This is a genomic window from Parafrigoribacterium soli (assembly GCF_040227235.1).
Lineage (GTDB): Bacteria > Actinomycetota > Actinomycetes > Actinomycetales > Microbacteriaceae > Parafrigoribacterium_A > Parafrigoribacterium_A soli.
This window is the reverse complement of the sequence record NZ_JBELNZ010000001.1, coordinates 531,494-554,077: the sequence shown is the minus strand read 5'-3', so window position 1 is coordinate 554,077 and position 22,584 is coordinate 531,494. Positions and strand designations below refer to the sequence as shown.

General features: G+C 67.0%; 22 protein-coding genes. 11 read left to right on the top strand and 11 right to left on the bottom strand.

All coding sequences use genetic code 11. From position 1 onward, the window contains the following. Positions 1-7 precede the first annotated feature (7 nt). Both ABUA37_RS02645 and ABUA37_RS02640 read left to right on the top strand, forming a co-directional pair. Complete coding sequence (locus ABUA37_RS02645; RefSeq protein WP_349897563.1) at positions 8-964, top strand: amino acid ABC transporter permease; 957 nt, start codon at positions 8-10, stop codon at positions 962-964. Then, positions 961-1,743 (top strand): amino acid ABC transporter ATP-binding protein, encoded by a 783-nt coding sequence (locus ABUA37_RS02640; RefSeq protein ID WP_455430376.1) that lies wholly within the window; start codon positions 961-963, stop codon positions 1,741-1,743. The genes ABUA37_RS02645 and ABUA37_RS02640 overlap by 4 nt, the downstream gene beginning before the upstream one ends. Before the next feature lie 87 nt (positions 1,744-1,830). Here the strand turns inward: ABUA37_RS02640 and ABUA37_RS02635 are convergent, their stop codons facing one another. Both ABUA37_RS02635 and ABUA37_RS02630 read right to left on the bottom strand, forming a co-directional pair. Next, positions 1,831-2,586 (bottom strand): SDR family NAD(P)-dependent oxidoreductase, encoded by a 756-nt coding sequence (locus ABUA37_RS02635; RefSeq protein WP_349897562.1) that lies wholly within the window; start codon positions 2,584-2,586, stop codon positions 1,831-1,833. Then, positions 2,586-3,740, bottom strand: a complete 1,155-nt coding sequence (locus ABUA37_RS02630) for a thiolase family protein (protein WP_349897561.1) — start codon at positions 3,738-3,740, stop codon at positions 2,586-2,588. The genes ABUA37_RS02635 and ABUA37_RS02630 overlap by 1 nt, the downstream gene beginning before the upstream one ends. Before the next feature lie 106 nt (positions 3,741-3,846). Here ABUA37_RS02630 and msuE point away from each other — a divergent pair, with 106 nt between their 5' ends. Then, positions 3,847-4,497 carry an FMN reductase gene (gene msuE, locus ABUA37_RS02625; RefSeq protein WP_349897560.1) on the top strand — a complete coding sequence of 217 codons (651 nt, stop codon included), beginning with the start codon at positions 3,847-3,849 and terminating at the stop codon, positions 4,495-4,497. A gap of 594 nt (positions 4,498-5,091) precedes the next feature. Here the strand turns inward: msuE and hrpA are convergent. Genes hrpA through ABUA37_RS02610 form a run of 3 tightly spaced genes read right to left on the bottom strand, consistent with a single transcriptional unit; the run spans position 5,092 to position 9,899 of the window. Then, positions 5,092-8,919: an ATP-dependent RNA helicase HrpA gene (gene hrpA / locus ABUA37_RS02620; RefSeq protein ID WP_349897559.1), complete on the bottom strand. Its 3,828-nt coding sequence runs from the start codon at positions 8,917-8,919 to the stop codon at positions 5,092-5,094. A 53-nt stretch (positions 8,920-8,972) separates the two neighbouring features. Then, on the bottom strand, positions 8,973-9,413 hold the full coding sequence (locus ABUA37_RS02615) for a VOC family protein (protein ID WP_349897558.1): 441 nt from the start codon (positions 9,411-9,413) through the stop codon (positions 8,973-8,975). 30 nt (positions 9,414-9,443) lie between these two features. Continuing rightward, the gene (locus ABUA37_RS02610) at positions 9,444-9,899 is read right to left on the bottom strand and encodes a MarR family winged helix-turn-helix transcriptional regulator (RefSeq protein ID WP_349897557.1); all 456 of its coding nucleotides are present in this window, start codon (positions 9,897-9,899) and stop codon (positions 9,444-9,446) included. 95 nt (positions 9,900-9,994) lie between these two features. Between ABUA37_RS02610 and ABUA37_RS02605 the strand changes: the two genes are divergently transcribed. Further along, a complete protein-coding gene (locus ABUA37_RS02605) occupies positions 9,995-10,234 on the top strand; it encodes a hexameric tyrosine-coordinated heme protein (RefSeq protein WP_349897556.1) in 240 nt (79 codons plus the stop codon). A gap of 84 nt (positions 10,235-10,318) precedes the next feature. Here the strand turns inward: ABUA37_RS02605 and ABUA37_RS02600 are convergent, their stop codons facing one another. After that, entirely contained in the window at positions 10,319-11,158 is an 840-nt protein-coding gene (locus ABUA37_RS02600) for a formate/nitrite transporter family protein (RefSeq protein ID WP_349897555.1), read from the bottom strand. A 217-nt stretch (positions 11,159-11,375) separates the two neighbouring features. Between ABUA37_RS02600 and ABUA37_RS02595 the strand changes: the two genes are divergently transcribed. After that, complete coding sequence (locus tag ABUA37_RS02595; protein WP_349897554.1) at positions 11,376-12,725, top strand: HNH endonuclease signature motif containing protein; 1,350 nt, start codon at positions 11,376-11,378, stop codon at positions 12,723-12,725. A 34-nt stretch (positions 12,726-12,759) separates the two neighbouring features. Here the strand turns inward: ABUA37_RS02595 and ABUA37_RS02590 are convergent, their stop codons facing one another. Then, positions 12,760-13,350: a TetR/AcrR family transcriptional regulator gene (locus ABUA37_RS02590; protein WP_349897553.1), complete on the bottom strand. Its 591-nt coding sequence runs from the start codon at positions 13,348-13,350 to the stop codon at positions 12,760-12,762. A gap of 104 nt (positions 13,351-13,454) precedes the next feature. On the opposite strand from ABUA37_RS02590, the gene ABUA37_RS02585 reads away from it, so the two are divergent. Beyond that, on the top strand, positions 13,455-14,924 hold the full coding sequence (locus ABUA37_RS02585) for an MDR family MFS transporter (RefSeq protein WP_349897552.1): 1,470 nt from the start codon (positions 13,455-13,457) through the stop codon (positions 14,922-14,924). 2 nt (positions 14,925-14,926) lie between these two features. On the opposite strand, the gene ABUA37_RS02580 is transcribed toward ABUA37_RS02585, so the two are convergent. Together ABUA37_RS02580 and ABUA37_RS02575 are read right to left on the bottom strand one after the other, a co-directional pair. Further along, positions 14,927-15,610 (bottom strand): winged helix-turn-helix transcriptional regulator, encoded by a 684-nt coding sequence (locus tag ABUA37_RS02580; protein WP_349897551.1) that lies wholly within the window; start codon positions 15,608-15,610, stop codon positions 14,927-14,929. Continuing rightward, positions 15,611-16,057 (bottom strand): VOC family protein, encoded by a 447-nt coding sequence (locus ABUA37_RS02575; protein ID WP_349897550.1) that lies wholly within the window; start codon positions 16,055-16,057, stop codon positions 15,611-15,613. Between the two features lie 125 nt (positions 16,058-16,182). Between ABUA37_RS02575 and ABUA37_RS02570 the strand changes: the two genes are divergently transcribed. After that, on the top strand, positions 16,183-16,743 hold the full coding sequence (locus ABUA37_RS02570) for an RDD family protein (protein WP_349897549.1): 561 nt from the start codon (positions 16,183-16,185) through the stop codon (positions 16,741-16,743). 7 nt (positions 16,744-16,750) lie between these two features. Here the strand turns inward: ABUA37_RS02570 and ABUA37_RS02565 are convergent, their stop codons facing one another. Then, entirely contained in the window at positions 16,751-17,218 is a 468-nt protein-coding gene (locus ABUA37_RS02565; protein ID WP_407075342.1) for a GNAT family N-acetyltransferase, read from the bottom strand. Between the two features lie 114 nt (positions 17,219-17,332). On the opposite strand from ABUA37_RS02565, the gene ABUA37_RS02560 reads away from it, so the two are divergent. Genes ABUA37_RS02560 through ABUA37_RS02545 form a run of 4 tightly spaced genes read left to right on the top strand, consistent with a single transcriptional unit; the run spans position 17,333 to position 21,728 of the window. Next, positions 17,333-18,841, top strand: a complete 1,509-nt coding sequence (locus tag ABUA37_RS02560; RefSeq protein ID WP_349897546.1) for an MmgE/PrpD family protein — start codon at positions 17,333-17,335, stop codon at positions 18,839-18,841. Continuing rightward, entirely contained in the window at positions 18,841-19,746 is a 906-nt protein-coding gene (gene prpB / locus ABUA37_RS02555) for a methylisocitrate lyase (protein ID WP_349897545.1), read from the top strand. The genes ABUA37_RS02560 and prpB overlap by 1 nt, the downstream gene beginning before the upstream one ends. A 33-nt stretch (positions 19,747-19,779) precedes the next feature. Continuing rightward, positions 19,780-20,904, top strand: coding sequence for a bifunctional 2-methylcitrate synthase/citrate synthase (locus ABUA37_RS02550; RefSeq protein WP_349897544.1), 1,125 nt, complete (start codon positions 19,780-19,782; stop codon positions 20,902-20,904). Beyond that, entirely contained in the window at positions 20,901-21,728 is an 828-nt protein-coding gene (locus ABUA37_RS02545) for an aldo/keto reductase (RefSeq protein WP_349897543.1), read from the top strand. The genes ABUA37_RS02550 and ABUA37_RS02545 overlap by 4 nt, the downstream gene beginning before the upstream one ends. Before the next feature lie 57 nt (positions 21,729-21,785). Here ABUA37_RS02545 and ABUA37_RS02540 read toward each other — a convergent pair whose 3' ends face one another. Further along, the gene (locus ABUA37_RS02540; RefSeq protein ID WP_349897542.1) at positions 21,786-22,550 is read right to left on the bottom strand and encodes an MBL fold metallo-hydrolase; all 765 of its coding nucleotides are present in this window, start codon (positions 22,548-22,550) and stop codon (positions 21,786-21,788) included. Positions 22,551-22,584: the final 34 nt, after the last annotated feature.

Sequence of the window (22,584 nt, the reverse complement as noted above, 5' to 3'; positions counted from 1 at the left end):
GAGCACCGTGTCGCCGAACGGCGAAGGCCGTGCGGCTCCCATCAAAGCCATCCGGCTGAGGCACCCGGGCCGAATCGTCTTCGCTGTCATCCTCATCGCCGCGCTCATCCTGTTTGTGATCGATGCGTCGCAGCGACCCGCCTATGGCTGGGACAACTTCGCGAAGTACATCTTCGACAGGCGCATATCCCAGGCGGCCTTCAACACCGTGATGCTGACGATCTACTCGATGGTCATCGCCATCGTGCTCGGCATCACCCTCGCGGTCATGCGGCTGTCTGACAACCCGGTCGTCAAGGGTGTCGCGTGGCTCTACCTCTGGATCTTCCGCGGCACTCCTGTGTACGTGCAGCTGGCGTTCTGGGGACTCATCTCCACCATCTACGCCACCATCGACATCGGCATTCCGTTCACGGCGCCGTGGGCGGTCTTCCAGACGAAGGCCGTCATCGACGTCTTCTGGCTCGCGGTGATCGGACTCTCGCTCAACGAGGCCGCGTACATGGCCGAGATCGTGCGCGCCGGCATCCTGTCTGTCGATCCGGGACAGGAAGAGGCGTCAACCGCGCTCGGCATGTCGTGGCTGCAGACCATGCGCAGGGTCGTCATCCCGCAGGCGATGCGCATCATCATCCCGCCCACCGGCAACGAGGTCATCTCGATGCTGAAGACGACCTCGCTCGTCACGGCCATCCCGTACAGCTTCGACCTCTATGGTCGCGCTCGTGACATCTCCGTGGAAATCTTCGACCCGATCCCGCTGCTGCTGGTGGCATCCGCCTGGTACCTGCTGTTCACCTCGATCCTGATGATCGGGCAGTACTTCCTCGAGAAGCGGTTCTCTCGCGGTGTCGGCCAGGCCAGGCCGAACAAGAAGGGCGGGAGCGACACGGACAGCCTTCCCCTCGTCACGGGCGCACTGCCCTCCGTAGACATCGACAGGAGCGAGGGAGGCAAGGGATGACCATGCTGCCAGACACAGAAGTTGCCATGGTGCAGGCCGATCGCGTCTCGAAGAGCTTCGGCTCGAACGAGGTGCTGAAGAGCATCTCGCTCACCGTGAAGCGCGGCGAGGTGCTGTGCCTCGTCGGACCGAGTGGCTCGGGCAAGTCCACGTTCCTGCGCTGCATCAACCACCTCGAGCAGGTGAACGCCGGCAGGCTCACCGTCGACGGCGTGCTGGTCGGCTACGAGGAGCGCGGCGACAGACTCTACGAACTGCACCCCAAGGAGGCGGCCAGGCAGCGGCGTGACATCGGCATGGTGTTCCAGCGCTTCAACCTGTTTCCACACATGACAGCGCTCGAGAACATCATCGAGGCGCCGATGCGGGTCAAGGGCGTCAAGAAGGATGCCGCTGTCGAGCGGGCCAAGGAGCTGTTGGCCAGGGTGGGGCTCGCCAAGAAGGCGGATGCCTACCCGGCTCACCTCTCCGGCGGTCAGCAGCAGCGTGTCGCGATTGCGCGTGCTCTCGCCATGGATCCGAAGCTCATGCTGTTCGACGAGCCGACCTCGGCACTCGACCCCGAGCTCGTCGGTGAGGTGCTCGACGTCATGAAGGCGCTCGCGGCATCCGGCATGACGATGATCGTCGTGACCCACGAGATGGGCTTCGCGCGCGAGGTTGCCGATTCACTCGTGTTCATGGACGGCGGCGTCGTTGTGGAGGCCGGTGACCCGGACGAGGTGCTCGGCAACCCGCAGCACCAGCGCACGAAGGCGTTCCTGTCGAAGGTTTTGTAGCTGAACGCCGCTGGTCGAGCTTATCGAGACCTCACCGACGAGGAAACTCGGAGATAAGGTCTCGATAAGCTCGACCAGCGAGTGTGGTCAGCGGGGCGCCATCCGGATCGCACCGTCGAGCCGGATGGTCTCGCCGTTCAGCATCGGATTGCGCACGATGTGCTGCACGAGCGCGGCGTACTCCTCGGGCTTGCCGAGCCGTGACGGGTGCGGCACCTGCGCTCCGAGGGAGTCCTGCGCCGCCTGCGGCAGGCCCGCCATCATCGGGGTCTGGAAGATGCCGGGCGCGATGGTCATCACCCGGATGCGGCTGGAGGCGAACTCGCGGGCGAGCGGAAGCGTCATCCCGGCCACGCCCGCCTTCGATGCGGAATAGGCGGGCTGACCCACCTGCCCGTCGAACGCTGCGACCGACGCCGTCGTGACGATAGCGCCGCGCTCCTCACCGACGGGCTCGGTGGCCTGCATCGCCGCGGCCGCGAGCCGGATGACGTTGAAGGTTCCGAGGAGGTTCACCCGGATCACCCGCTCGAAGTCCTCGAGCGGCAGCGGTCCGGACCTTCCGACCGCCTTGCCCGGCGTCGCGATGCCCGCGCAGCAGACGACGATGCGCAGCGGGCCGAGACCGGCCGCGATGTCAACGGCCGCTTGCACCTGGGCCGCGTCGGCGACATCGGCGGGCACGAAGGCCGCTCCGATCCTGTCGGCTTGCGCTGTACCGTCTGAGCTCGGCAGGTCGACGATGAGCACCTCGGCGCCGGCCGCCCGAAGTGCTGTCGCCGTGGCGAAGCCGAGACCTGATGCGCCGCCCGTGACGAGGGCAACCGTTCCCGTGATGTCCATCAGATGCGCTCGATGATGGTGGCGTTGGCCATGCCGGCGCCCTCGCACATGGTCTGCAGGCCGTAGCGTCCGCCCGTCTGCTCGAGGGTGTTGACCATGGTCGTGAGCAGCCGCGTTCCCGAGGAACCGAGGGCGTGTCCGAGGGCGATCGCGCCGCCTCGCGGATTGACGAGCTCCGGATTGGCGCCGGTCTCCTTCTCCCAGGCGAGCGGAACGCAGGCGAAGGCCTCGTTCACCTCGAAGGTGTCGAAGTCGTCGATGCCGAGTCCAGAACGCTCGAGGATGCGCTGCGTCACCGGGATCACGCCGGTCAACATCTCGATCGGGTCGGAGCCGGTCACGGCGAAGCTGTGGAAGCGTGCGCGAGGGGTGAGCCCGAGCGCCGCCGCCTTCTCCTCGCTCATGATGAGCACGGCGGATGCACCGTCGGTGAGCGGCGAGGAGTTGCCCGCCGTCACCCGCCACTCGATCTCGGGAAAGCGCTCGCCCAGCTCCTCGTTGAAGAACGCGGGCTTCAGTCCCGCGAGAGTCTCGACCGTGGTGCCGGGACGCACGGTCTCGTCGACCAGGCCGACCCCGACATCCACGAGCTCACTGGAGAAATCGGATGCCGCAGCCAGCCGGTGGGAACGCTCGGAGAACGCGTCCAGGATCTGCCGATCGAAGCCCCATCTGGCCGCGATCAACTCGGCCGAAATGCCCTGGCCGACCAGCCCATCCGGGTACCTGGCGCCGACCATGGGACCGAAGGGGTCCTGCCCGAGAGTCGCGGAGTTGATCGGGTTCTTGCTCATGAGTTCGACGCCGCAGGCGATCACCACGTCGTAGGCGCCGGCGATCACGCCCTGCGCGGCGAAATGTGCCGCCTGCTGGCTTGATCCGCACTGCCGGTCCACGGTGGTGCCGGGAACGCTCGTGGGGAAGCCCGCGGCCAGCACGGCATTACGCGTGATGTTCACGGCCTGCTCGCCGACCTGGCTGAGGCATCCGCCGATCACATCGTCGATGAGCGCCGGGTCGAGATCGCTGCGGGCGACGAGCGCCTGGAGCGTCTGGGCGAGCAGGTCGACCGGGTGAAAGGCCGAGAGCAGGCCGCCCGGCTTGCCCCTTCCGGAGACGGTTCGAACTGCATCGACGATCACTGCCTGAGCCATGATTCGACTCTAACGCCGTCGGCGCCGCTGCGCCCCGATCGCCTGCGAACGACAAAGTTCGTAACGCGACGTGCGGTCGCGGGCGATTGAGACGATCCTTGGGCCTATGCCAGAAACAACGGATGCCAGAAAGCTGCGCGTCGTCGGAGTGTCGGGAAGCCTGAAGGCGCCCTCACGCACGATCGCTCTCGTGGACGGGATCATCGAGGCGCTCGGGCAGCAGCTCGACATCGAGCCGCTGCACATCCGCATCAACGAACTCGGCCCCTTCTTCGCCGGCGCGCTGACCCGCGAAGAGCTTCCGGATGAGGTGGAGAACGCGCTGCAGGCGATCGAGATCGCGGACGTGCTGGTGGTCGCGAGCCCCGTCTACCGGGCATCCTTCACCGGGCTGTTCAAGCACCTCTTCGACTTCGTCGACCAGTACGCGCTCGTCGACACCCCGATCCTCCTGGCGGCGACCGGAGGAAGCGAACGGCACGCGCTCATCATCGAACACCAGTTCCGACCGCTGTTCGGCTTCTTCCAAGCACTCACGCTGCCGGTCGGCGTGTACGCGCACGACTCGGACTTCACCGACTATCAGATCTCGAGCATCCGCCTGCAGGAGCGACTCGACAAGGCCGTGCTGAAGGCCATCCCGCTCATCCGTTCGAACGTCGCCGAAAAGGACGAAATCGCGCGCACCCTCGCGGGCGAAGGCGCACCCGTCGAGGAGCCGCTCGACCCGCGCAAGCCGGTGCGCCTGCTCAGCTGACTATCGCTCGCTCTCGGAGGTGAAGCTTCGAGTCGTTGGAGGCGTCCATCGGCGTATCCGTCGCCTTAGCTGCGTTGAGGTTTCCCGCGCAGTGGAGCAAACCTATGCCATTTCTTGCTCGCGCTTGGTGGCGGCCGGTCAGCCTCTCGTCGCTCTCCCTACGGGAGTTACCTGCGGGCTAGGCTAACTGTTCATGATTGCCAGTCGGGCTGTATGGCGCAGTCACGTGCGATGTGTACTCGTAGCCGGGATCGTATTCCTCGCAGCGAGCGCGAGCGGCTGTACGGCCCGACCAATCGAGTTGTCGTCCGCAGTTGGCAAGACTCTCGCGCAAGCCGAAGACCTACTGGCCGCCTCTGGATCGTTCGTCATATACGACTTGACGAAGCCCATCGCGGACGGCCCAGCTACCTATTCCGGCAAGCAGGCGAGCGACTTTTATACCGTCGTTGTCGCATGCGGCAGGTCCACGGCACTCGAGCCGTCACAACCGGTGGCGCTCGGGATCGTCAGCAACGACTCGTATACGAAGTCAGTCCGTGCGATCGCGCGCAAGGACGGGTACCGCTCACTCTTGGTTGAATGTTCGGAGGGTTAGATTCTCTCCGCGAGCACCTTCACGATGCGCTGCAGGCTCACGGACTCGGCCGTGCCGAGGTGCTGGGCGAAGAGGCTGATCCGCAGTTCCTCGAGCAGCCAGCGAGCGTGACGGATGCGCTCCGGCGCCTCCGACGCTAGGGGTAGCGTGCCGCCCGCCGCCGTGTAGCGCTCCGTTGCGGACTGCACCTCGGTCATCCAGACCCGGTCGCGCCCGAGGTTCTCGGTGAGCTTGCCGACGCGATGGGTGATGCCGCGCAGGTAGATCGGCAGCCTTGCGAGTTGCCGGTTGCCCGTCGCCGAGACGAAGCCGGGGTAGACGAGGTTGCTCAGCTGCTCGCGCATGTCGGCGAGCGGGCTCAGCAGCGCGATATTCGAGGCGCCGCTGATGGCCTTCTCGGCCTCGCGCGCGGAGCCGAGCACACTGGCGAGCAGCGAGACCGTGGCGAACAGCGAGTCGACGATGGTCTCGGAGACTGTGTCGCGCATCCGCTCGAAGTCCGCCCTGGTCCAGACCTCCTGCTCGCCGAGCACCGCGTCGACGCAGGCGGCGAGGCAGTCGGCGAAGAGCTCGGCGGTCGAGCGGTACGGGCTCTGGGCGAGCGCGAGTTTCTCGGGGCCGGTGAGGTGGGACTGCACGTAGCCGGTGGGGGAGGGTACGGCGATGAGCAGCAGTCGGCGCACGCCCGCGCGCATGGCCTTGGCCTGGTCCTGCGGGGTGCTCATGAGGCGAATCGCCACGCTCGAGCCCTCGTCCACGAGCGCGGGATAGGCGCGGATCGTGTTGCCCGCCTGCTTCGTGTCGAGCGTCTGCGGCAGGGAGTCGAAGTCCCAGCTCGTGAGGCCGGCGCGTTCGAGGTCGCTGTGCACGGCGACGGATGCCTTGGCCACGCTCGTGCGAACGCTCGACTTCAACTGTTCCTGCAGCGCCCGCAGCTCCTTGCCTCTCGCGAGTTCTCGGCCGCGCTCATCGACCACGGCGAAGCTCATCCTGAGATGGGCGGGAACGCGCCCGAGGTCGAAATCGGTGCCAGCCACCGGCACGTAGGTCTTCGAACGGATGAGTTCGGCGAGCACCGTGGTGAGCCCGCCATCCGGCTCGAGCGGCAGCTCGGCCGTGAGCCTGCGCGCCCAGTCTGCGGCGGGAACGACGTTGCGACGGATGGCCTTCGGCAGCGACTTGATGAGGCTCGTCACGAGTTCCTCGCGAAGGCCCGGAACCTGCCAGTCGAAACCGTCGGCGCTGAGGCCCGCGAGCAGGGCGATGGGAATGGTGACCGTGACGCCGTCGTCCGAGGCTCCCGGCTCGAAGTGGTAGCTCAGCGAGAGGCGCTGGTCGCGCTGCTGCCAGTGGGTCGGATAGGAGGTTTCGTCGACCGGTTCGGCACCCGGTTCGTCGGCGACCAGGTTCTCTCGCGTCATCGTGAGCAGCGTCGGTGACTCGAGCCTGGCCTTCTTCCACCAGGACTCGAAGGAGCGCTGGCTCACGACATCCGCGGGGATGCGCCGATCATAGAACTCGAAGACGGCCTCGTCGTCGTAGAGGATGTCGCGGCGGCGGGTGCGCTCCTCGAGCTCGGCGAGTTCGGCACGGAGCCCGCGGTTCGCTAGGTCGAAGGCCTTCACCTGGGCGCCGGTGCGGTCCAGATCCCACTCGCCCTCGACCAGGGCATGGCGGATGAACAGCTCGCGCGCGTAGACCGGGTCGACCCGGGAGAACTGGATCCTTCGCCGAGCGACGATCGGCACGCCGTAGAGCGTCACCTTCTCATAGGCGACCGCCGCACCCTGCTTCTTCTCCCAGTGCGGTTCGCCATAGCTGCGCTTGACCAGGTCGCCCGCGAGCGGCTCGACCCAGGCGAGGTCGATGGCCGCGTTCATGCGCGCGAACAGGCGGCTCGTCTCGACGAGCTCGGCGCTCATGATCTCCGCGGGCTGCTTCTTGGCGAGGGCGGAGCCGGGGAAGATCGTGAACCGCACCTGGCGCGCACCGATGTAGTCGCCCTGCTTGCCCTTCGCCTTGGCATCCTTCGCGACATCCTTGATGCCGATCTGACTGAGCAGTCCGGCAAGGATTGATCGGTGGATGCCATTCGGGTTCGCGCTCGCCTCGCCCACGACGAGGCCGAGCGGCTTGGCCATCCGCTTCAACTGCCGGTAGACGTCGAACCACTCGCGCACCCGCAGGAAGTTGAGGTATTCGGCCTTGCAGAGCCGACGGAACTGGTTGCCCGAGAGCTCCTTCTCCTTCTCCCTCAGGTAGTTCCACAGGTTCAGCAGGGTGAGAAAGTCGCTCGTCTTGTCGACGAAGCGGGCGTGCGCCTGATCGGCCTGCGCGCGCTTCTCGAGCGGGCGCTCGCGCGGATCCTGGATGCTGAGCCCCGCGACGATCGCCATGACCTCGCGGGTGGTGCCCTGGGCCTTCGACTCGATCACCATGCGGGCGAGCCGCGGGTCGATCGGCAGCTGGGCGAGCTGCTTGCCGATGGTGGTGATGGTGGATGCGGTCGCTGAGCTTGTCGAAGCGCCGACGGAGCGAACGGCGCCGAGTTCCTTCAGCAGATCCAGGCCATCCTTGATACCGCGCGAATCCGGCGGCTGCAGGAACGGGAAGTTCTGGATGTCGCCGAGGCCGAGCGAGATCATCTGCAGGATGACCGCCGCGAGGTTGGTGCGCAGGATCTCGGGCTCGGTATATTCCGGCCGGCGCATGAAGTCTTCTTCTGAGTACAGACGGATGGCGATGCCGTTGCTCGTGCGGCCGCTGCGCCCGGAGCGCTGATTTGCCGACGCCTGCGAGATCGCCTCGATCGGCAGTCGCTGCACCTTCGAGCGCACGCTGTAGCGACTGATGCGCGCGGTCCCGGCGTCGATGACGTACTTGATGCCGGGCACGGTGAGGCTCGTCTCGGCGACGTTCGTCGCGAGCACGATCCTGCGGCGGATGCCGGGGGCATGCGAGGGCTGGAAGACGCGGTGCTGGTCTGCCGCGCTCAGCCGACCGTAGAGGGGGAGGACCTCCGTGCCCGGAAGGTTCCGTCCCCGGATAGCCTCCTCGGCATCCCGAATCTCGGCCTCACCGCTGAGGAACACCAGGATGTCGCCGCTGCCCTCGCGCCCGAGCTCGTCGATGGCCGCGTTGATGCCGTCGATGGGGTCGCGGTCTTCCGCCGATTCGTTGGTCGAGCCTGTGGAGACCTCCTCGTCATCCGCTGCTTCGGCGACGAGCGGCCGGTACCGAATCTCGACTGGGTACGTGCGCCCGGTGACCTCGATGATCGGCGCTGGGGCGCCATCCGCATCGGAGAAATGGCGCGCGAAACTCTCGGGGTCGATGGTGGCGGAGGTAATGACGACCGTGAGGTCGGGGCGGCGGGGAAGCAGCTGTTTGAGATAGCCGAGCAGGAAGTCGACGGTGAGGCTGCGTTCGTGCGCCTCGTCGATGATGATGGCGTCGTACTTGCGCAGCTCGCGGTCGCGGTGGATCTCGTTGAGCAGGATGCCGTCGGTCATGAGCTTGATGCGCGTGTTCGGGCCGACGCGGTCGGTGAACCGCACCTGATACCCGACGAGGTCGCCGATCTCCTGGCCGAGTTCCTCGGCGACCCGCTCGGCGATGGTGCGCGCAGCGATGCGCCTGGGCTGGGTGTGGCCGATGCTCGTTTTACCGAGCTCGAGCAGGATCTTCGGCAGCTGCGTCGTCTTGCCCGAGCCCGTCTCGCCGGCCACGATCACGACCTGATGCTCGGAGATGAGTTTCGCGATCTCCTCGCGCCGCTGGCTGACCGGGAGGTCCTCCGGGTAGTGGATGGCGGCGGGAATCATGAGCCCTCCAGTTTAGGGCTCGGCCGGTGGAGCTCGTCGACCCCGCGTCGGCACTAGTCGAGACAGAACTCGTTGCCCTCGGGGTCGCGCATCGTGATGAAGCCCACTTCCATGGTGGCCTCGTCGGGCTCGACTCGGTATGCGCGCGTCGCCCCGAGCGCACCGAGGCGGTCTGCCTCTGCTTCGAGGGCGCTCATCCGCGCATCGCCCTTGAGTCCGGGCGCAGCGCGCACGTCGAGGTGAACCCGGTTCTTGACCGTCTTGCCCTCGGGCACGCGCTGGAAGAAGATGCGGGGATGGGTGCCCTCTATGGGCAGGATCGCCGATCTCGAATTCCACTGCTCGCGTGGCACGCCGACCGCGGCAAGGGCCGCATCCCACGAGTCGAATCCCTCAGGCGGCGGTTGAAGCTGGTATCCGAGTGTCTCGGCCCAGAACTCCGCCAATCCTCCCGGGTCGGCGCAATCGAAAGTGATCTGCACGTCTTTTGTCATGCGGACACACTGGCACTTGCGACCGACACTTTACGCGCTCGCGGCCGGGACCTCCTGCACGGTCGCGCGCAGCTGATGAAGCGCCGCTCGCAGGCCAGCAAACTCGTCATCGCTGAGCCCTGTTGATGCCTCGACCTGTTCGCGAACCGGGGCGCAGCGCGCCTCCAGCGCCCGCCCCGCATCGGTGAGGTGCACGTGCACCACGCGTTCGTCGGTGCCGGAACGCTGCCGGCGCACGAGGCCAAGCGTTTCGAGGCGACGGATGAGCGGCGAGAGAGTGCTTGATTCGAGATCGAGAGCGCCCCCAAGCGCTGCGACGCTCTGGGCGTTCTCTTCCCAGAGGGACAGCATGGCGAGGTACTGCGGGTACGTGAGCCCAACGTCGGCGAGCAACTGGCGGTACGCACCGGAGACTGCCCGCGATGCCGCATAGAGTGCGAAGCAGAGCTGGTCGTCCAGCTTCGCGTGTGCGCTGCTCGGTGTCATGAGCTTCCCCCTTTCGTCCCCATCAGTCTACGCCGGTAAAGCGTGTACGATTCAGTCGTGCACAACTTACGTGTACGCAACTGAATGGAGGGATGATGGCAGAGCAGTGGTTGCCGACGTTGATCACGTCGAGCCCCGAAGAGGGCTTCATGCTGGCGATGAAGCTGTCGCGGAAGGTTGTCGGCCTGACCCAACCCGACGGCGAGATTCGCACGAAGCTGCGCCCCGCGTACTCGGAAGACGCGAATTCACTGATTGCGACCTCGCAGGTCGTGGCGACGAACTTCCAGACGGTCGCCGCAGCGAACAACTACTGGCGCGGCGCCGGTAGCTGACGGATGCCCGTGGGATGAGCGGGGTGCGACGGCGATTCGCCGCACGCCACTCACCCGGGCCGACCTTCGGTCTACCGCCGCCGCTCAGCGGTTCTTGCGCGGGGCATCCGGGTCGGCGGGGGAGTGATCACGTCGCTCCTTGACGAGGTCCTTCGTGCGCACCAGGCGCAGGGCTGTGATGAGCACCACGCCGCCGATCAGGTTGAACAGCAGCGTGTAACCGAACCATCCGAGCCATTGCAGGTAGCTGATGTCTGCGCCGGCCTGGATCGCGCCGAAGATGAGAAGTGAGTCGAGGATCGAGTGGAACAGCTGCAGTCCCGCGAGGAGAAACCCACCAGCGACCGCCGCAACGATTTTCGCCGGATCTGACCTGGTTCCGTTCTGCATGCGGGTCATGAGGGTGATGGTGCTGCCGCCGAGGATGCCGAGAACCGCCGTCTGCAGCGTGAGCGGCGCGCCCGCGAAGTGCTCGCCCGCGGTCATCATCGTCTCGTGCCACTGCGGGAACGCCTGCGCGATGAACCACATGAAGACCCAGCCGCCGGCGAGGTTTGCGAGCAGCGTTCCGAGCCAGAGTTTCGCAAGCTTTGCCACGCTCGCCTCCCGCGCGACGACTGCGGCGATCGGCAGCAGGAAGTTCTCCGTGAAGAGTTCGCTGTGCGCGAGCAGGAGCGCGACGAAGCCGATACCGAACGCCACTCCGGCGAGCAGATGGTCACCCGTCTCGTGGAGAACGGCGAGGTATGCCATGACCCCGACGCCTACCTCGAGGCCGCCGAACAGCCCGGTGATGAGGATGTTGGTCAGGGTTCTGTGCAGTCGCTCCGCGCCCTCTTCGACGATGCTGTCGAACGCTTCGTGGAGTTCGTCTTCGACGGGCGCGTCGCTCTCGCCCAATTCTCTGCGTCGCTCGTCGCTCATCGTCGCCCGTTTCGTCATCGAGGGTGAGGCCGCCCAGTTGATGCCGTCATCCTACTCAGCGGTCCTCGGATTTCGGCTGATGTGAGTCCCCAGGGACGGAGCGTAGCGGTCGCTCTCCTCTCCTCCACAGGCCTGCGCCACAGCCGGCTCTCCACAGTGATAAACCCGGTCTGATCAGCATAAACGGAATGTCGGTGGTCGCTGGGATAGTGAATTCATGGAAACGACGGAGGACATTCTCGAGCGGGCAACCGCGCTGCTCGCCTCCGTCGCGGACGTGCCCGAACTGCCCGACGATCGGCTCGTCGGAATGCTCGCGCTCACCGAGCAATTGGGGCGCCAGGCTGACCGCATCCGTGTCGCCGTGGCGACAGAGGTCGCCCACCGATCGCGTCACGAACTCGGTTCTGAGGGGCTGTCCTGGCGACTCGGCCAGCGTCGACCGGGCCACCTCATCGAACAGATCGCGCTGGTGTCGGGCGCAGAGTCCGCACGCCGGATGCGGCTCGGCGCCGTTGTGACTGCTCGCAGGGCGCTCGACGGACATCCGCTTCCTCCGCTGTTCGCGCGTGTTGCCGAGGCGTTCGAGGCGGGGAGTATCGGCGTCGAAGCAGCGATGCAGATCACTCGCGAGCTCGAGAAGGTGAGCGGGCGGTGTGCGCCGGATGATGTGCTCCACGCCGAAGCGATGCTCGTCGAGAGCGCGCTCACCGAATCGGCCGACCTCGTCGCCGTGAACGCTCGCCTGTGGCGAGATGCGCTGGACGCCGACGGCGCGCAACCACGCGACGATGAACTTCGCCAGCGCGGTCACTTCCATCTCGGGCGCGAACGCCATGGCATGACCCCGTTCGGCGGTGAAGCTGATCCGATCGCCGCGGCAAAGCTCCGCGCGATGCTCAATGCCTACACTGCGCCGGGATCCACACCCGCGTTCGTCGAGGATGCCGCCGGGTCGCATGGCGCCACCGCGGGCGCGTTGGACGATCAGCGCACCACGGGCCAGCGCAACCTCGACATTCTCCTGGGAGTGATCACCGCCGGGATGAACTCGGATGACACGGTGCCGCGAGCGCGCGCGACCATCGTTGCCACGGTGCGCGCCGAGGACTTCGAATCGGGCCGCGGCGTGGGGTGGCTCGATGGCGTCAGCGAGCCGGTGTCGAGTGCGAGCGTTCGAGAACTCGGATGCGACGCCGACATTCGACTGCTGACCTTCGGCCTGCGCGGAGAGGTTCTCGCGCTGGGCCGCACGCGGCGACTTTTTTCTCCCGCGCAGCGCCTGGCGCTCGCCGTGCGAGACGGTGGCTGCATCTGGCCGCAGTGCACGGCGCCGCCGGCGTGGTGCGATGCGCATCACGTCGAATGGTGGCAGGCGGGCGGCGCTACGGACGTGTCGAACGGTGCGCTGCTCTGCCCGGCACACCATCATCTGCTGCACAACAGTGACTTCACCCTGCGGATGGAGAACGGCCTGCCGCGATTGAAGCCGCCTCAGCGCCTCGAGCCGACCGGCCGGGAATGGCACGTCGGTCGGTCGCGGGTGTCCGCGCCCCTGCGGCGGTAGGCGAGCGGAGAGGGCACACGCCGGCAGGAACGGCTCAGCCGCGCCGCGCCGCAAGCGGCAGGAACAGCTCATCCACGATCGAGACGATGCGCTTCGCGGCCACCGGTTTCAGCGTCATGAGCAGGTCCTGGCGGATCAGGTCGAAGGGCATCGCGAGCACGGATGCGGGCAGGCGGTCGAGGTCGATCTCGCCGCGCTCGTGTGCGCGACGGAAGATCGCATCCGACAGTCGTGGTTGGTTCTCGAGGATGCGGGTGCGAATCTCGTCGGGGGTGAGTCCGGAGTCTGCGAGGAGTCCCGCGAAGACCGAGGTGATCACGGTCGTGAAGCCCAACCGCCCCTCGTTCATCTCCGTCATCAGCCCCAGCAGGTCGCCACGCAGGGAGCCCGTGTCGGGAACGTGCACCGGATGCGTTGCCCGGTAACGCTCGATCGCCGCGATGACGAGAACGTCCTTTCCCGCCCAACGCCGGTACAGCACCGGAACGCTCGTCTCGGCCCGCGTGGCGACCGACTCCATCGTGAGCCTCGGAAACCCGACCTCCACCAGTTCCTGCCAGGCGGCATCCAGAATCGCAGCCTCCAGCACCTCGCCGCGTCGACGCGTTCGCACTTCCTCCGCCATGGCATCCAGTGTATCGGGCCGCCGCGTAATAAGACTTGCATTCCTTTCTTAGGAGTCGTACTCTCCATAAGAAACGAAAACAAGTCTTATCGAAGGAGAATTGCATGTCGAGCAACAAGATCGATCCGCACGTGCTGAAGACGGCGCTCGTGCTCGCCGTCGGCGTCATGGCGGTCGTCTTCGACACCACGATCGTCAGTGTCGCACTGCACACACTCGCGCACGATCTGGGCACGACGGTCGCCACGATCCAGTGGGTGACCACCGGCTACCTGCTCGCGCTCGGGGTCTCCGTGCCGCTCAGCACCTGGGCGCTCGGCCGATTCGGGGGTAAGCGGGTCTGGATGTTCGCGCTCGCCGTGTTCCTGCTCGGCTCGCTCGGTTCGAGCATGGCCTGGGATGTCGGCTCACTCATCGGCTGGCGCGTGGTGCAGGGCATCGGCGGAGGTCTGATGCTGCCCGTCATGGCCACCCTCGTCTTCCAGGCCGCCAAGGGCAAGGCGCTCGGGCGCACTGCGACCTGGGTCGCGCTGCCCGCCCTGCTCGGCCCGATCCTCGGCCCGCTCATCGGCGGCGCGATCGTCACCAACCTCAGCTGGCGGTTCATGTTCTGGGTAAACGTGCCCTTCTGCGTCGCGGGCCTCATTCTCGCCGGCCTGTACCTCGCCAAGGATGCGGTGCCCGCGACCAGACCACGGCTGGATGTCTGGGGGCTCGTGTTGCTCGCGCCCGGCATCGCTGGCATCGTGCTCGCACTGAGCAACGCGGGTGGTGCCGCCGGCTTCAACCAGGTCGACGTGATCGTGCCGCTCGTGATCGGTGTGGCGCTCCTGGTGGCCTTCACGCTCTACGCGCTGCGGCGCGACGAGCCGCTCGTCGACATCCGGCTGCTCGCCGTTCGCTCGGTGGGTTCCTCCTCGTCGGTGCTGTTCCTCTCGGGCTTCGCGCTGTATGGCGCGATGCTGCTCCTGCCGCTCTATTACATGGAGGTGCGCGGCACGAGCGCACTCACCGCCGGACTCATCCTCGTGCCGCAGGGGATCGGCACGCTCATCAGCCGGCAGATCGCAGGCCCACTCACCGACAGGCTCGGGGCACGCTCCATCGCGGCCGTCGGCTTCCTCATCGTCGCCGCCGCGACCGTGCCGTTCAGTTTCGTCTCGGCAACGAGCAGCGACTGGCTACTCGCGCTCTGGCTGCTCGTGCGCGGCATCGGCCTCGGCGCCGTGACGATGCCCGTCATGACCGCCGCCTACGTGGGTCTCAAGCACGAGCAGGTCGCACACTCGAGCGTGCTCACCCGCATCGCGCAACAGCTCGGTGGATCCTTCGGCACCGCCGTGCTCGCGGTCATCCTGCAGTACGCCTTCACCGCGGGCGGTGCCAGCGACCTCGGCGGCGCCTTCCACATCGCGTTCGGGTGGGCGACGGGCTTCGCCGTGGTCGCGATGGCGCTCTGCGCCTGGCTCCCCGGGCGCAAGCAGGTGCGGGAGGCCGCCGCGGCGGCTGCGGCTGCTGCCGACGCAGGTACCGCTGCAGCGCAGGACGTCAGGCCCACGCCCGCTCGCGCCTAGCCTCAGGTGGCGGGCGGCTCGAGGTGGAAGGTAGCCGCGAAGCGATCGAGCAGCGCGGGCTCCCCGGAGAGGATATGCACGGTCTCGCTCGCGATCGCCTCGCGTGCGCTCAACTCTCCCGAGATGAGTGAGCGGATGCCGGGCCCGGCCGCGAAGGCGAGATCGGCACCGCCCGCCACGGGGTCGACGCCCGCGGCGAGGCCGAGCGGATGCGGCGCGACGAGCAGTCCCCCCACGCCGGCGCGCAAGCCGAGGGCAACCTCGCCGATGTGCACCTCGTAGGCGGTCGTCGGAAACGCGGCCGCCGCATCCGCCCGGTATGCGGTTCTGAAAGCCATGGTCATCGAATCCGAGGTGACGATGTCGCCCTCGGCGGGTTCGCCCATCGCCTGGAACCCCCAGCGGCCGAGCGCGAGCACAACGTCTTCGAGCCCCTTCCCGTAGTCGGTGAGCGCGTAGGCAAGGCCGTGCGCCATGGGCAGCCGGCGCACGACGCCAGCCTGCTGCAGCTCCTTGAGGCGCGTGCTCAGAATGTTCGTCGGGATGCGCGGAAGCCCCGCCTTGAGGTCGCTGTACCGCCTCGGCCCCACGAGCAGGTCGCGCACGATGAGCAGGGCCCAGCGTTCACCGATCAGGTCGAGAGCCGTGACGACGCCGCAGTACTGGCCGTAATTCCGGGCGGCCACCTAGGCGGATGCTCCGCCCTGCTCGGCCAGGTACGCCTCGGGGCCCTGCTCCGCCGCCTTCGGATCCATCCACAGGATGCCGAACTCGTTGCCGTCGGGGTCTTCGAAGTCGCGCGAGTACATGAAGCCGTAGTCCTGCGGGTCGCGCGGTTCGGTGCCGCCAGCGGCGAGCACCTTCTCGAGGAACGCATCCACGGCTTCGCGACTTTCGACGCTGAGCGACACCTGCATCTGCGCTGAGGCGCGAGGGTCGGAGAGGGGCTTGGAGGTGAAGGTCGCGAAGAACTCCCGCAGGAGCACCATGAGGTAGATGTGCTCGTCAATGACGACGCAGGCGGCGTTCTCGTCCGTGAAATTGGGGTTGATGCTCCACCCGAGACCTTCGAAGAAGGCCTTCGCGCGGGGCAGGTCGGTGGTGGTGAGGTTGACGAAGATGTCGGTGGACATGGTGTGCTCCTTTGCGTGCCGTCCGGGTGGGATCTCGTGCCTGGAGTGATACTTGCAAATAACAAGTAACGCTGTCAAGAGGCGATCCGGCCGCGCGAAGATTCGGGATGGGCCACGATGTAGGCATGACTTCCGCTGCTGCCGTCTCCGCCGTCCCGCGTGCTCCGGTGCCCGGCTTCGGTCGCCGCATCGCGGCCCTGGCGATCGATTACGCGCTCATCCTCGCGTACATGGCGGTGATCGGGGGCGTTGCGCTGCTCGGCTTCGTGCGCACGGGGAGGTTCATCGACTGGCTCGCCTGGGGTTCGCTCGGCGCTGAGTTCTTCGGATTCCTCGTGCTCGTGCTCCCGATCGGCATCTACTTCTTCCTCTGCGAGGCCTCCTCGCGCCGCGCGACGGTCGGCAAACGGGCGCTCGGCCTCGTGGTGGTTCGCGCCGGGGGACTCGGGCGGGCATCCGCCGGGCGCATTGCTGTGCGCGCGGTCGTGAAGCTCATTCCCTGGGAGGTCGCGCACTTCTTCGTCTGGCAGGCGGTCGCATCCGGCGAGGCGCTGCCGGGCTGGGTCGGTGCGGGGCTCGTCGTGGCCAACGTGCTGCCGATCATCTACGTGCTCGTCGTGCTGCTGCAGCGTGAGCGACGCGGCCCGCACGATCTCGCCGCCGGAACGCGAGTCGTTCGGGTCTGAGGCAGGATCAGAGCCGCTTGCGGAACCCGTGTTCGCCGATGTCCATGGGGTCGAGCGTCGGGTCGAACTGCGGCTCGTAGCCGGTCGCCAGGTAGAGGTGTACGGCCTCGGGTTGGCGCGGGCCCGTGCTGAGCACGACATCCGTGAACCCACGTCTCGACGCCTCGGCCTCCAGCTCGGTGAGCACGAGTCGCGCAAGTCCCTGGCCGCGGTGCTGCGGATGCGTCCACACCCGCTTGATCTCGGCGGTGTGCTCATCGATGGTCATGAGTGCTCCGCCCGAAATGGGCGCGCCGTCACGCAGCAGGAGCAGGAAGGTGCCCCCAGGCGGGGAGAAGGTCTCCGCGGCGTAGCGGTTCATTTCGGCGGCAGCTCCGCCGCTGAACAGCGATTCGTACCGCTCCTGGTATTCGCGCTCCAGGTCAACCAGCAGGGGCGCCGCGAGCGGATCGAGCGGGGTCGTGTGCAGGAACACATCGCCAGGTCGAAGCGCGCCTTCGGGCGCGGAGCCTGTGGGGCTTTCCGTGGCGTTACCGGTTCTCATGAGCCTCTCCAGACTAATGCGGGCGGCGACACCTAGGCTGTAGAGGTGCAGTTACATGAGGTTCGAGTACATCGCAGTGACGAAAACCTGGCCCGCGAAGACCAGCTCGCCTGGAAGCTCGCCGAGGTCGCGACCGACCCGGTCGAGGTGACGGATGAGGTGGCCGACATGGTCATCAATCGCATCATCGACAACGCCGCCGTCGCCACCGCGTCGCTGGGCCGCGCGCCGGTGCTGGCCGCGCGGGCGCAGGCCGAGGCGCATCCGGTGTCCACGGGCGGGGCCGGGTCAGCCGTGTTCGGCGTGGATGGCCGGCACAGCCCGGAGTGGGCGGCCTGGGCCAACGGCGTCGCCGTGCGCGAGCTCGACTACCACGACACCTTCCTGGCTGCCGAGTACTCGCACCCCGGCGACAACATCCCGCCGATCCTCGCCGTGGCGCAGCACCTCGGCAGCACCGGGCACGACCTCGTGCGCGCGATCGCGACCGGCTACGAGGTGCAGATCGACCTCGTCAAGGGCATCAGCCTGCACGCGCACAAGATCGACCATGTCGCTCACCTCGGCCCGTCTGCCTCGGCCGGCATCGGCACCATGCTCGGGCTCCCGGTCGACACCATCTTCCAGGCCATCGGCCAGGCTCTGCACGTGACCACCGCTACCCGCCAGTCGCGCAAGGGCGAGATCTCCAGCTGGAAGGCGCACGCTCCGGCCTTCGCGGGCAAGATGGCGGTCGAAGCTGTCGACCGTGCCATGCGCGGCCAGACGAGCCCCACCCCGATCTACGAGGGCGAAGACGGCGTGATCGCCTGGCTCCTCGACGGACCGGATGCCCGCTACGAGGTGCCGCTGCCCGAGCGCGGCGAAGCCAAGCGCGCCATTCTCGACAGCTACACCAAGGAGCACTCCGCCGAGTATCAGGCGCAGGCGTGGATAGACCTCGCGCGCAGGCTCGGCCAGCAGCATCCCGAACTGCGAGACCCGGCGAACGTCGTGCGCGCGGTGCTGCACACGAGCCACCACACCCACTTCGTGATCGGCTCCGGCGCGAACGACCCGCAGAAGTACGACCCCATGGCGAGCCGCGAGACCCTCGACCACTCGATCCCGTACATCTTCGCGGTCGCGCTGCAGGACGGCGAGTGGCACCACGAGCGCTCCTACGCGCCCGAGCGCGCTGCCCGCCCCGACACCGTCGAGCTCTGGCGGAAGATCAGCACCGAGGAAGACGCCGAGTGGACCCGCCGGTATCACTCCCTCGACCCCAGGGAGAAGGCCTTCGGTGGCCGGGTCGAGATCGACCTCGCCGATGGCACCCGCATCGTGGACGAGATCGCGGTCGCCGACGCGCATCCGCTCGGTGCCAGACCCTTCGCGCGCGAGCAGTACATCGGCAAGTTCAGAACGCTTGCGGATGGCGTGCTCGAGCAGGCGGAGATCGATCGCTTTCTCGAGACGGTGCAGCGCCTTCCCGAACTGGCCCCGGCCGATCTCGCGGGCCTCACCGTCACGCCCGCGACCCCCTTCCCGGCCCCGTCGAAAGGCATCTTCTAGTGCTGTACTCCCCGATCACCCCCGCAACGAAGCGGCAACTGCTGCGCGAGCACCTCGCCACGGGCAAGCTGCTGCGCTACCCCGGTGCCTTCAACCCGCTGAGCGCGAAACTCATCGAAGACAAGGGCTTCGAGGGCGTCTACATCTCCGGCGCCGTCATCTCCGCCGACCTCGGCCTGCCCGACATCGGGCTCACCACACTCACCGAGGTCGCCGGTCGCGCCCAGCAGATCAACCGGATGACGTCGCTGCCGACCCTCGTCGACGCCGACACCGGTTTCGGAGAGCCGATGAATGTGGCACGCACCGTGCAGGAGCTCGAGAATGCTGGCATCACCGGCATCCACATCGAAGACCAGGTGAACCCCAAGCGCTGCGGCCACCTGGATGGCAAGGCCGTGGTCGACGAGGGAACCGCGACCAAGCGCATCCGGGCCGCAGCCGAGGCCAGGCGCGACCCGAACCTGCTCATCATGGCCCGCACCGATATCCGGGCGATCGACGGAATGGATGCCGCGATCGATCGGGCGAAGGCGCTCGTGGATGCCGGCGCCGACGCGATCTTCCCCGAGGCGATGCGTGACCTCGCCGAGTTCGAGGCCGTGCGGAAGGCCGTGGACGTGCCGATCCTCGCCAACATGACCGAGTTCGGCAAGAGCGAGCTGTTCACGACCGAGCAGCTCGAGGGCGTGGGGATCAACATCGTCATCTACCCGGTGACCCTGCTGCGCAGCGCGATGGGTGCGGCCGAGCGTACGCTCGACCTGATCGCATCCGAGGGCACGCAGCAGTCGGCGGTGCCGGAGATGCAGACTCGCGCCAGGCTTTACGAACTGCTGGACTACGAGGCGTACAACAGCTTCGATTCCGGCGTCTTCAACTTCGAGGTACCCACTGTCCGCTGAGCGGTTCGTGGTCGACAACAGCAGAGGAGCAGCATGACAGACACAGAAATCCACAAGGGTCTCGCCGGAGTCGTCGTCGACTACACCGCGATCTCCAAGGTCAACCCGGAGAGCAACTCCCTGCTCTACCGGGGCTATCCGGTGCAGGAACTGGCCGAGAAGTGCACCTTCGAGGAGGTCGCCTACCTGCTCTGGCACGGCGAGCTGCCCACCCCGGTGCAGCTCGAGGAGTTCCAGACGCTGGAGCGCTCGCTGCGGCCGCTCGATGCGCGCACCAAGCGGGTCATCGACGAGCTGCCGTTGACGGCGCATCCGATGGATGTCGTGCGCACCGCGGTCAGCGTCCTCGGTGCGACAGATCCCACGCTCGGTGACGCCGAGAGCATCGGCGACCGCAAGCTCAATGAGGGTCGCGCCGTCTACCTCCTCGCGCAACTGCCGAGCATCGTCGCCTACGACCAGCGTCGCCGCCGCGGCCAGGACCTGATCGAGCCGCGCGACGACCTCGGTTTCTCGGCGAACCTACTGCACATGACGTTCGGCGAGCTGCCCGACCTCGTTGTCGTGAACGCCTTCGACATCTCGATGATCTTGTATGCCGAGCACTCGTTCAACGCGAGCACCTTCACCGCCAGGGTCGTCACCTCAACCCTCGCCGACCTCTACTCGGCCGTCACCGCCGCAATCGGCGCGCTCAAGGGGCCGCTCCACGGCGGGGCGAACGAGGCCGTGATGCACGCCTTCGACGAGATCGGCACGGCAGACAGGGCCGAGGCATGGCTGGATGCCGCCCTCGCCGAGAAGCGCAAGATCATGGGCTTCGGTCACCGGGTCTACAAGAACGGCGACTCCCGCGTGCCGACGATGAAGGCCGCGCTCGACACCCTCGTCGCCGAACTCGACCGGCCCGACGTCGTCGAACTGTATGAGGCGCTCGAGAGGGCGATGGCCGACCGCAAGGGCATCAAGCCGAACCTCGACTACCCGAGCGGCCCCGTCTACAAGCTCATCGGCTTCGACACGGAGCAGTTCACCCCGCTCTTCGTGGCCAGCCGCATCGTCGGTTGGACCGCGCACATCATGGAGCAGCAGGCATCCAACGCCCTCATTCGACCGCTCTCGGCCTACAACGGCGAGGAAGAAAGGCACCTTTCATGACCGTCCCCACAGTGAAGCTCAACGACGGAACCGAGATTCCGCAGCTCGGTTTCGGCGTGTTCCTGGTCGACCCAGACGAGGCGGAGCGGATCGTGTCCGACGCCCTCGAGGTCGGCTACCGCCACATCGACACGGCGGCCATCTATCGCAACGAGGAGGGCGTGGGTCGAGCGATCGCCGCCTCCGGGCTGAAGCCCGGGGAGCTCTTCGTCACGACGAAGCTCTACAACAACGATCAGGGCACGCAGTCGGCCTACGACGCCATGCAGCGCAGCCTCGAGAAGCTCGGCCTCGAGCAGGTGAACCTGTACCTGATCCACTGGCCTAGCCCCGCGCAGGACCGCTACGTCGAGTCGTGGCGTGCGCTCGAGAAGATTCGCGAGAAGGGCCAGACCCGCAGCATCGGCGTCTCGAACTTCATGGTTCCGCACCTCGAGCGGCTGCTCGCGGAGACCGACACAGTGCCCGCGGTCAACCAAATCGAGCTGCACCCGTACCACCAGCAGCCGGCCGTCACGGCGTTCGGTGCGGATCACGGCATCGCCACAGAGGCCTGGGGCCCGCTCGGACAGGGCAAGTACCCGCTGCTCGAGCTGCCCGAGATCACGAGCATCGCGGATGCGCACGGCAAGTCCGCCGCGCAGGTCGTCCTGCGCTGGCACCTGCAGCAGGGTCACATCGTGTTCCCCAAGTCGAACCGGCGCGAGCGGATGGCCGAGAATTTCGACCTGTTCGACTTCGAGTTGACGGCGGCGGAGCAGGCCTCGATCACCGGACTGGAGCGCGCTGGTCGCGTCGGCGGAGATCCCTTCGAGGTGAAGTAGCGCCCACACAGGCGGGTTGAGTAGCGAGGGACGAGCGTATCGAAACTTGGTGCGCGGCTACTCCACCACGACGCGCTCGCCGCGCGGCACGCCCAGCACGAGATCGCTGAGCCCCGCAGCGGCGAAGGCGGCCTCGAAGTCCTCGCGGGTTTCGGAGAGGTGCTTCCAGTCTTCGGTGTGCACGGCGACCACCCTGCCGGCTCGCAGCGCCTTGGCCGCTGCCACGGCATCCGTACCGGTGAGCGTGAGCGCCGCATTGATCATGGGAACCCGCGCCGCTCCCGCGAACAGGATGGCAAGGTCGACGGGCGCGAAGCGGTCGGCGATCTGCTCCACGAGCGCCACGGACGCATTGTCGCCGCTCACGTAGACGGTGGGCTCGCCCTGCGCCTCGAGCATGAAGCCGATGACCGGCCCGGTGCTGGCCTCCGCACCGGGCGGCCCATGCAGTGCGGGAACGGCCGTGATCGTCACGTCGCCGAGCTGGTAGCTCTCCCAGGAGTCGAGACCGACGACGTTGCCGCCGAAGAGGTCGAGACTCGCCTTGCGCGTGCTGAGAGTGAGAACGCCTGTCGCGAGCAGTTCGAGGCCCTCATAGTCGAGGTTGTCCCTGTGCTGATGATGGCTGAGCAGCACGAGGTCGACGGCGCCCAGGTCTTCTCGGGCGATCGCTGGGCCCTGCGTCTTCTCCAGCGGAGCTCGCCCCGGATCGGGGGCGTAGACCTGGGCCGGGTCGAAGGTGGGATCGGTGACGATCCGCAGGCCGGCCCATTCGAGCAGCACGGTGGGTCCGCCGATGAGGGTGATGGCTGACGTAGACACGCTTCGAGCTTAGCTTTCGAGCAGGCTCTAGTGC